Raw genomic sequence first — 7,277 nt, forward strand, 5'->3', positions numbered from 1 at the left:
CAAAGATTAAGTGTCAGTCGATCGTTTTTATAGCATAGAGATTGTCGAGCCAATAGGTCAATGCCATCTGGTAACCTAGCGGCCCCAATCCACAAATAACCCCAACCGCGACATCGCTCAAATAAGAATGATGACGAAAAGGCTCACGCGTATGAACATTGGATAAATGCACTTCTATAAAGGGTTTTTGTGTGGCCAAGAGCGCATCACGTATAGCGACAGAGGTGTGGGTAAAGGCCGCAGGGTTGATAATAATCGCATCCACTTGCGCCGCTTTTTCTGCTAAAAGTCCATGATGTTGAATCTCATCAACCAGCTTGCCTTCATGATTGGATTGACTGCATATTAATTCAATACCATACTGAGCTGCACGCGCAACCAAGTGTTTTTCGATATCAGCGAGGGTTGTATGACCATAAATTTCAGGCTCGCGTTTACCCAGCAAGTTCAAATTGACCCCATTAACCAATAAGAGTTTTTTATTGAATACTTTGTCAGCATGTTGGCCACAAGATGCTGTGGTTGATTTAGAAGGGGTTGTCATAATGGTCTCTATAGCTATTAAATGATATCGATCGTTTATAATTTATCGTTAGATGTAAGAATTACAGAAGAGCAGGGTGGTAGCGTCCTGCTAAGATTACTGCTTTATGATAACAGCTTGCAGGCTTGGTTATAAAAAAATTACATAAAAAGCCCACCTAATCATCAAAAATCGTGTTAAATGTCTTTATGTTGCTAAAAACCCGTGCTATGATATTTTTTAAGCAATAATTATTGCAAGTTTGTTGCTGTTACTAAAGTAGGCTAATAGTAAAGATAGTGGCTTTGTTTATAGTGGCTATATTTAAAACATTAACTATGCTTTTAAATAGGGTTATTTATTATAAATGCTATGCATAAGTGGCAGCTACTATTGTAATACTCTTAATTTTTTGATTTCATAATCTTAGACCCCATTTATATGCAATGTTGCAAAGGAATTTGGGACTAGGCGAACTTTTTTAGGAAGTAATATTATGTCAGCTCGTGAGCAAGGTACCGTTAAGTGGTTTAATGACTCAAAAGGTTTTGGTTTCATTCAACGTGACAGCGGAGAAGATATTTTTGTCCATTTCCGCGCGATTCAAGGTGATGGCTATCGTTCTTTAGCGGACGGTGAAAAGGTTGAATTCAGTGTAGTAGAAGGCGATAAAGGTCTTCAAGCTGAAGAAGTCAAAAAAGTAGAAGAGTAATCAACTCAGTCATTAGAGCGGTTTAGCTATAATGTCTGTCCAAACTACTGATATACTACTGAGTCAAGCCCGTCTTATCTCACCCGTGTTGAGTTAACTCCAGCATATCTGTGGGATCAGGCGTTAGGCTTGACTTTTTTATGTCTACTTGTCTGCCCATTATCTATAGATTTAATAGGGTTGTAGTCTGTGAGTTTTTGCAGCCTCTGTCATGCAGACAGCCTAGCTGTCCTTGATTGATAACCTATGATTGATTAATACAAAAAGGATGTTTTTTTGAGCAATTTTACGACGTTTACAGATTTACCGCTAACGGATGCGACTTTACGCGCAGTGCGCGATTTAGGCTTTACTGAATTAACACCTATTCAAGCACAAATATTGCCCTATACGTTGGCAAATCAAGATGCCATTGGACAGGCACAAACGGGTACTGGCAAAACGGCAACATTTTTATTGACTATTATGGAGGCGCTGCTTAAGCGGCCGTTTGGCAATGATGAAGAGCGTTATTTAGGTGAGCCACGTGCTGTTGTGATGGCGCCCACTCGTGAGCTTGCTCAGCAGATATTTGACGACTGCATCGAATTGACCAAATACACTGCTCTACACAGCGTTTGCATCATGGGTGGCACCAATTATGAAACCCAGCAGCACGAGCTTGAGCGTCAGTATGTCGATATTTTGGTAGCGACGCCTGGTCGTTTGATTGATCTTGCCAATAAAGGCATGGTCTATCTAGATAGAGTAGAGGTGCTGGTATTGGATGAAGCGGATCGCATGCTGGATATGGGTTTTATCCCCGATATCAAGCGTTTGGTTGGTCGCATGCCAGCCAATACCGATCGTCAAAGCTTATTGTTTTCTGCGACCTTTAACCAAGATGTGATGAATTTGGCCTATCGCTGGCTGCATGAACCACAGTTTGTCGAAATTGAGCCTGAACATAAAACCAGTGAACTGGTTGATCAGCATTTCTATTTGTTAACTGAAAATCAGAAACTAGAAGCTTTAGAGCGTATCATCACTGATAGCGCAGTAGAAAAGGTCATCGTCTTTGCCAATCGTAAAGACCAAGTCAAACGCTTGTATCATAAGCTTCGCCAAGCGCATAAAATCGTCATGCTATCGGGCGATGTGATTCAGCAAAAGCGTGAAAAATATCTACAACGCTTTAAAGATGGCCATGCTTCTATTTTGGTGGCAACCGATGTAGCAGGACGCGGCATTCATGTCGATGATATCAGTCATGTGATTAACTATACGTTGCCTGATCAGCCAGATGATTATGTGCACCGTATTGGTCGTACAGGGCGTGCTGGACAAACAGGTGTCAGTATTAGCTTTGTGAGTGAAGATGATGCTTTTAATATACCAGCGTTAGAAAAGCACTTAGATACTAAATTTAAACTTGAACAGTGGCAGCAGTAGCAAGCCTTTAACTACTTGGCGCTAAAAAAGCCCTCAACGATTTGTTGGGGGCTTTTTCTTTGAGCAAAATCTTTTCAAATAAAGATAAGTGACAATTAAACTAGTGCTGTTGTTCCATTGTCGCTGCGTCGTCATCCATATTATGCATGCTGTGATCCATTTCACTCATATCGTGGTGCGCGCTATCATTTGTGTCAGATATCATAGCAGAATGGCTGCTGTGATCCATCTCTCCGTGCCCACCATCATGACTGCCGTGCATGCTAGACATGGCGATAGGAACAAAAACAACGGCCAAGCCAGACAACACCATGATAGCGCCATTCAGCTGTCTTAAGCGAAAACGTCCAATCTTATCGCGCAACCAGCCAACGGTTTCGTGAGTAGCAACCAGCATTGGTACGGTGCCTAGACCAAAGACAAACATCAATGCTGCACCGCTTAACGGGTTGTGAGCGACCACGGCAATCAGTAGAGCGCCATATACCAAGCCACAAGGCAAAAAGCCCCATAAAAGACCAGCAGACAGTGCACGCGGAAAAGTATTCAATGGAAATACTTTTTGACGAATGGGGCTAAGGTACTGCCAAAATCGCATGCCAAAACGCTCAAGCTTAGTTAAAAATGGTGCGCCAAGCATGGTTACACCAACAAATACCAGTACTAAGCCTAATAAGATACGCGGTATATTGTTACTCGTCATTAATGGCGCTAGTACAGTAGTACCAACAAGTCCAGCGATTAAACCTAACAATGCATAACTGGTCAAACGGCCTAAATGATAAGTCGCTACCAAGGCACGGCGCTTGGTTGGACTGACATCTTTCATAGACAGTCCAAATGCGGTCACCAAACCGCCACACATGCCCAAACAATGTGGTGAACCAAAAAAACCCATCAGTAATGCCGCAACTAGTAAAGCAATAGTCATAGGATGTTTCTCCTAAAGAGTCTAAAAATTAAAGCTAGATTTTGGGGTTATGGTCACTATCGGAGAGCTTGCTCGTATCTGAATCAGTATCAGCTGCTGCATCATGAGCTGTGTCAGTCGCTACTACATCATTGCCTTGCTGATCAGGCGTTGAGTGCTGGTGCGCTTGCATCGTTTGTCGACGCTCTTGGCGATCGTCCAATATGATGCGCTGAGAGGCATTGTCTAGATCTTCAAACTGATTTGACTTAACGGCATAACGTACGGCCCAAATAGCAACCACAAACAGCATGAGACTTAAGGGAATTAATAAAAATATACTGAGCATGGCAAATCTCTTTAATAGCAGTTTCTTAGCGTATTATACACCCATTACTCCATTTAATGGACGTTCTGTCCTATTGAAAGCAATGCCGTAAACAGTTATGTGATGACGTTTGTACTAGATTGATATTGATATTTAGTCATCATCTGTCTTCGCAGCGTTACCTCTAGGCGTCAACAGCTGTTGCGACGTTACGTCTTTGGCTTGACGACAGTTTGTTTGTGGACGTATCACATCACGTAGGTAAGCTGCGATCTCATAGACTGCGCGCCGTGAATGGCTCAAGTTTTTCGCTGGTTCCATCCAATCACGCCTGACCGGTAAAGGAGCGTTAATCGGTGTGCTGTTGATACCGTTTAAGGCAAATTGTCTGCGCGCACGAGCCATATGATAGCTATCAGTAATAAGATATACATGATATAGGGGAGTACGTTTGGCGGTAAATCGCGCGTTTTCGCAGGTATTCATACTGGCATTTTCGCTAATCAATCCATCAATGCCATGTTCGATAAGCCACTGACCAAGCCAAGGCGCTTCAGCACCGCTTAGTACGATAGGAAGGGGTAGATCGTGATAGGCGGTAGCAGCGGTACGGGCGCGATTAAGACTATAGCTATTTAGGATAATTTGATTGTTATGATCATTGGTCAGACCGCCACCTAATACTACATAAGCGGTAGGCGGTGTACTCATGGCGGTAGAAGGCATGTTTGGTAAGGGTAGAAGGGTAAATAGATAAACCACTGCTTGCGAAAATAGCGGTGTAAATAAACTGATGAGTACTAAAATAACCGCCGTTGAGCCAAGCAAAAAAGTGGCATTAATAATACGAAACAACTTCATCATGCGCTCAGCTGAACGTAAGTAAGAGCGCCATAATCGCTTAGACCATGACCGCTTAGACCACATGCTCTTCATATCCAATAGAGCCGTCAGCATTTACCCACACGGGCTCACGCGACAATTGAATGGCAAACTTATCGTACACAGTATCAGCAATAAATTTTTGGGCGGCTGCCACATCTTCTTGAACGGCTTGATAAGGCGTGTGGTTGGTTAATACTAATGCTTGTTGCTTATGAGTGACAATTGGGGCTATGCCACCACCTTTTAGACCGGCTTGTTCAATTAGCCAGCCTGCAGCGACTTTAATCATTGCATCAGGCATAGGATAACCAACGATAGCAGGGTAGAGTGTTTGCAATGCCGTAAATTGAGCTTGAGGGATGATAGGATTTTGAAAAAAGCTGCCGCAATTTGGTAGCTGCTTAGGGTCAGGTAGTTTTTGCTGGCGAATATCAATGATGGCTTGCATAACATCAGAAGGCGTAAGCTGCTTGCGACCTTGCTCCGCTGCATAGCGTTGGGCGACTGTTTGTACATCACCGTAGCTGGCTAAAAACTTTGTCGCATCTGTATGTAGGCGGAAACCCACGCGACTGATTAACCAGATATTTGGATTGCGTTTAAAAATGCTATCACGATAACCAAAATCGCAGTCAGCCGCTGTTAGCTCATGCCAAGTTTGAGTAGGCAGATGATAGGCGCGCACGTATTCTAAGCAGTCTTCTAATTGAACACCGTAAGCACCGATATTTTGTACAGGCGCTGCTCCTGTTAAACCGGGTATCAGCGCAAGATTCTCAAGTCCATACCAACCTTGAGCTACGGTATGCATCACCAAATCATGCCAGTTTTCACCTGCCATCACTTCAATACCGACATGACTGTCTGTTTGCGCAGTTAGATTGATACCGCGCATTTTTGGACGTAATACGATGGCATTTAATTGCGCCGGCAATAACACGTTACTGCCGCCAGAGAGCACAAACAAGGGCTTATTAGGTGTTGTATCTTTTACATAGTCAGCCATAAAAGCATCGAGCTGCGCCTCATCCGTCAATGTCACGACCAAATCAGCAGTAGACGCTAAAGCCATGGTATTGCTATATGACAAATCAGTTGTTGGACAGTTTAATAAATCCACTGGCAAGTCATCAGTTGGTAAATCATGTCGAGTGCTGGTATCAAGGCGCAAAGCTGAAGTCATAACATAGCCTAATCTGACAGATAAACAAAAATCATGTGATGTTCATTATAAAGGATGCTAGATATAAAAGTAGCAGAAATATGGCGCTTTATTGCTAGGCAGTTTTCCAGCTTTCAATCCAAGCTTGCGCACTAGATTCGATACGTTCTATCACTTCTTCAAATGCGTCGCTATCGCCTGTATAAGGGTCTGGGACATCGTCGCCACCGTAGGTAGGATCTTCTTCGCTGAATAACGCTAACTTGGCTAAATTATCTTCTGTGTCTGCCATGCCATCTTTAATGGCTTGTAGGTCGGCTAAGTTTTGCGCATCCATAGCTAAGATTAAATTAAAATTACGAAAATCATCGGCGCTTACTTGCCGTGCGACCAGCTTATTAATTTTATAGCCGTGGGCTTTAGCGTGACGCTGTGCTCGTTCATCGGGTGCGTGACCAATATGCCAGTCCCCAGTACCCGCAGAATCTACCTTAATTGCCAGCCCTGCAATTGCTGCTTGCTGACGAAAAATCTCTTCGGCGGTCGGTGAACGGCAAATATTTCCCAAACAAACCAATAGCACAGATGAGGGGGTAGACGCTTTGATTGGCATATAATGACCTTTTATCACAACAAAAAAACATGCTATCAAGACCAGCATGGGTAATGCGGTTTATTAGCATGTTATCGAGTAAATTAATGAGTTATCAGCGTAACGGTTAATGCTTTGAATGGCAAGAGTAGAGGCTAAACAATTGGGTCATTCAATCCAGTAAACCGTAGGGCGCTGCTGAGAGCTATATTCTTAAAAATGAGGTTAAACCCTAATATTTTTAGTCTTGCTTGTTCTTAAAACGTTGTAAATCACGACGCTCTTTTTTGTTGGGTTTATTATCAGGGCGGGCAAGATTGGCAAGTTTACGTTGCTCGGCATAATAGGCGCGTCGCTCTTCACTTTCCTCAGTCTCTGAATATAAAACTTGGGCAGCGGTCGCATTGCCACGTTGTGCGGTGAGTGCCTCAACAATCACTGTTTTTTCAGTCATCGCCGTAGCTGAGCCCTGACGAATCTGTAGCTCATCGCCAACCATAATTTCTTTGCTGGTCTTAACGCGGCTACCAGCATAATGTACTCGCCCGCTTTCAATGGCTTCTTTGGCAAGGGTTCGAGTGCGATAAAAGCGTGCAGCCCATAACCATTTATCAAGCCGCATGCGAACCAAATCAGGTTTGCTGTGGCTGGGTTGATTGTGGTTTTTATTGTGTTTACTCATCAAAACCTCATAAATATCAATAAAGTAAAATAGTAATGGTGCTTTTTTTGCT

The 7,277-nt window shown here is 43.2% G+C and carries 9 protein-coding genes; 2 read left to right on the top strand and 7 right to left on the bottom strand.

Annotation, left to right across the window (positions count from 1 at the left end):
• Positions 1-13 precede the first annotated feature (13 nt).
• Entirely contained in the window at positions 14-544 is a 531-nt protein-coding gene (aroQ, locus tag ACT3TU_RS13130; protein ID WP_192524065.1) for a type II 3-dehydroquinate dehydratase, read from the bottom strand.
• Positions 545-1,019: 475 nt separating this feature from the next.
• Here aroQ and ACT3TU_RS13135 point away from each other — a divergent pair, with 475 nt between their 5' ends.
• Positions 1,020-1,235, top strand: coding sequence for a cold-shock protein (locus ACT3TU_RS13135; RefSeq protein WP_192524066.1), 216 nt, complete (start codon positions 1,020-1,022; stop codon positions 1,233-1,235).
• A gap of 276 nt (positions 1,236-1,511) precedes the next feature.
• A complete protein-coding gene (locus ACT3TU_RS13140; protein WP_192524067.1) occupies positions 1,512-2,666 on the top strand; it encodes a DEAD/DEAH box helicase in 1,155 nt (384 codons plus the stop codon).
• A 100-nt stretch (positions 2,667-2,766) separates the two neighbouring features.
• Here the strand turns inward: ACT3TU_RS13140 and ACT3TU_RS13145 are convergent, their stop codons facing one another.
• From ACT3TU_RS13145 to ACT3TU_RS13170, 6 genes are all read right to left on the bottom strand, one after another.
• The gene (locus ACT3TU_RS13145) at positions 2,767-3,597 is read right to left on the bottom strand and encodes a sulfite exporter TauE/SafE family protein (RefSeq protein ID WP_192524068.1); all 831 of its coding nucleotides are present in this window, start codon (positions 3,595-3,597) and stop codon (positions 2,767-2,769) included.
• A gap of 34 nt (positions 3,598-3,631) precedes the next feature.
• Positions 3,632-3,925, bottom strand: coding sequence for a cbb3-type cytochrome oxidase assembly protein CcoS (gene ccoS, locus ACT3TU_RS13150; protein ID WP_192524069.1), 294 nt, complete (start codon positions 3,923-3,925; stop codon positions 3,632-3,634).
• 132 nt (positions 3,926-4,057) lie between these two features.
• Complete coding sequence (locus tag ACT3TU_RS13155; RefSeq protein WP_192524070.1) at positions 4,058-4,831, bottom strand: YdcF family protein; 774 nt, start codon at positions 4,829-4,831, stop codon at positions 4,058-4,060.
• On the bottom strand, positions 4,821-5,972 hold the full coding sequence (gene murB / locus ACT3TU_RS13160; RefSeq protein WP_192524071.1) for a UDP-N-acetylmuramate dehydrogenase: 1,152 nt from the start codon (positions 5,970-5,972) through the stop codon (positions 4,821-4,823). Before murB ends, ACT3TU_RS13155 begins: the two co-directional genes overlap by 11 nt.
• 94 nt (positions 5,973-6,066) lie before the next feature.
• On the bottom strand, positions 6,067-6,564 hold the full coding sequence (locus ACT3TU_RS13165) for a low molecular weight protein-tyrosine-phosphatase (protein ID WP_192524072.1): 498 nt from the start codon (positions 6,562-6,564) through the stop codon (positions 6,067-6,069).
• 220 nt (positions 6,565-6,784) lie between these two features.
• Positions 6,785-7,225 carry an RNA-binding S4 domain-containing protein gene (locus tag ACT3TU_RS13170; protein ID WP_192524073.1) on the bottom strand — a complete coding sequence of 147 codons (441 nt, stop codon included), beginning with the start codon at positions 7,223-7,225 and terminating at the stop codon, positions 6,785-6,787.
• Positions 7,226-7,277: the final 52 nt, after the last annotated feature.

It is taken from the genome of Psychrobacter sp. AOP3-A1-26, assembly GCF_052378235.1.
In the GTDB taxonomy this organism is placed as follows: domain Bacteria; phylum Pseudomonadota; class Gammaproteobacteria; order Pseudomonadales; family Moraxellaceae; genus Psychrobacter.